Source organism: Collinsella sp. LCP19S3_D3 (assembly GCF_052121455.1).
Lineage (GTDB): Bacteria > Actinomycetota > Coriobacteriia > Coriobacteriales > Coriobacteriaceae > Collinsella.
On record NZ_JBQKEF010000040.1, the window covers coordinates 1 to 2262 of the forward strand.

Genomic DNA, 2262 nt, shown 5'->3' on the forward strand with positions numbered 1-2262 from the left:
TGTTAACGTCAATGTATTTTTGCCCAATCGCGCCAATTATTTTTGCCCCATCGCGCCAGCTCACGATGTCCAGCCGCACCAATGCAAATTGCCCAATTCTGGCTATTCTTCTTTCATCTTCCTTTCCGTCGGCACGTCCTTGAGCCTGTAGGAGCGGCCGGTTATCTTGATGACGTGGCAGTGGTGGCAGATCCTGTCGGCGATGGCGCTGGCGGCCACCTCGTCGCCGAACACCTTCGCCCATCCCGTTATGCCAACGTTGGTGGTGATGATCGTGGACCGCTGCTCGTAGCGGGTGCTCACCAGCTGGAACAGCAGGTCGGCGCCGCCCTCGTCGATGTCCAGGTAGCCCAGCTCGTCGATGATGAGCAGCTTCGAGTGGGCGTAGTACTTCAGCCTCTTCTTGAGTATCCCCCTGGACTGGGCGTCCTTCAGGTCGTCCACGAGCCTGGCGCAGTCTATGAACCTCACCTCCTTGCCGGCCTTCACGGCCTCTATGCCGATCGCGGTGGCGAGGTGGGTCTTGCCCACGCCGGGGCTGCCCACCAGCAGCACGTTCTCGGCCCTGTCCACGAACCTCAGCGTCGCCAGCTCCTCAACCAGGGGCCTGGGCACGGAGGGCTGGAAGGACCAGTCGAAGTCCGCCAGCGTCTTCACGCACGGGAACCCCGACGAGCGTATCCGCAGCCTCGTGATCCTCTGCGTCCTGGCCTCCACCTCGACCTGCGTCATCTGCGCCACCGCGGAGCAGAAGTCCGCATCGCCCTCCGACACCATCCGCATGTAGTCGGGCAAAAGCGCCGACATCTCGTGCAGCCCCAGCGTCCCCAGGTTGTTCTGTGCCCTCACGTAGGGGCTGGCCTCGATCGCGGGATCCGCCATCACTTTCCTCCCATCCGCCCGAGCAGCTCCAGGTTCGCCCGCGCCTGCTCGCGTATGTCCTCGTCGGCCGCCCAGGCCTTATCCGCCATGGCCTCCACGTAGTGCTCTTCTGTATAATTGATCTTGCTGGCGCCCTGCGCCGCGTCGTGGACCGCGACCAGCTCGCCCGCCACGGTGATGCGGATCTGCCCGCCCGGCATCGTCACCACCCTGGCCTTCCTCCCGATGCACCTGCGGGGCACCGACCACTGCCTGCCGGCGGCCCTGACGAGCATCGTCGGCGGCACCACCTGATCAGAGACGTCGCCGACCATCGATTCCAGCAGGGTCGCGTTGCCTATCGGCTGCAGGAACTCCTTCTCCCGCATGAATAGCGCCGAGGGCGGCAGCCCCGTCGTGTCGTTGGGCTCCGAGTTGCTCCTGGCCTCGATGCGCGCGATGGCCGCCAGCAGCCCGTCCAGGCCCACGAAGTCGCGATCGTAGGCCGAGAGCCTGTTCAGGAAGCGGTTGGCGGACTCGTCCTTCCCCTTGGTCTGGGGGGCGCCCGCCCGGCACAGCTGCAGGTCGAAGCCGGCCTCCTTGGCGAACCGCCACGCCCTCTCGTTCCTGACGCGCCGGCCCGTGGACATGTTGACCAGCGACGACATGTTGTCGGTGAGGCACTCCTGCGGCACGCCGCCCATGAACTTGAACGCGCCCAACAGGCAGGCCAGCAGGTCGTCCGTGGTCCGGGTGGCCGAGTAGGTGAACTTGTGGAGCCTCGAGTACCCCAGGGTCGCGGAGAACACGTTGAACTCGAAGACCTCGCCGTTGGCGTCCACCATGGTGATGCCCTCCTTCCAGTCGAACTGCATCTGGCGGCCCGGAGGGGTCTCGAAGCGGGGGTGCGCGTCCGGTGCGCGCAGCGCGCCGAACGCGATGCCGTTCTTCCTGCAGTACTCGGTGAAGGCGTTGTACCCCGGCAGGCGGGCGTCCGGGTGCCTGTGCAGCAGGAACTCGTGGACGGCCTTCTTCGTGATGCCGGGAAGCTCGGCTTTTGCCTCTATCACCTCCCGGAACGGGTCGAAGCCGCTGCCCCTCGACGCCCTGCCGTCGTCGAGGTCGCCGCCCGCTCGCCAGTATTTGGCCACGGTCTTGCGGCTCATCCCGTGCCTGCGGCCGATCTCGCTGAAGTTGGGCTTGGTGCCGGATTGCCTGTACATGCTCAACTCGCCCATAACGTTCCTTTCCATATCGTCCTCCTCTCGAAAGGTTACTCGAGGGGAGGGTACCTTCGTTGGCGCGGTTGGGCAAAATGCGTTGGCGCTGTTGGCACATCTATCTTGGTGCTATTGGATTTTTACGTTGGTGTAACTGGCCCTTTTTATATTGGCATTAACA

Annotated in this window: 2 protein-coding genes; both read right to left on the reverse strand. The window is 64.1% G+C overall.

The window, feature by feature from the left end:
• Positions 1-102: 102 nt before the first annotated feature.
• Positions 103-882, reverse strand: a complete 780-nt coding sequence (gene istB / locus ACTQXM_RS08895) for an IS21-like element helper ATPase IstB (RefSeq protein WP_441016565.1) — start codon at positions 880-882, stop codon at positions 103-105.
• Positions 882-2114: an IS21 family transposase gene (gene istA, locus ACTQXM_RS08900; RefSeq protein ID WP_441016562.1), complete on the reverse strand. Its 1233-nt coding sequence runs from the start codon at positions 2112-2114 to the stop codon at positions 882-884. Before istA ends, istB begins: the two co-directional genes overlap by 1 nt.
• Positions 2115-2262 lie beyond the last annotated feature (148 nt).

Coding starts and splice junctions, on each gene's coding strand:
- istB (WP_441016565.1), bottom strand. CDS start 882: ATGGCGGATCCCGCGATCGAGGCCAGCCCCTACGTGAGGGCACAGAAC.
- istA (WP_441016562.1), bottom strand. CDS start 2,114: ATGGAAAGGAACGTTATGGGCGAGTTGAGCATGTACAGGCAATCCGGC.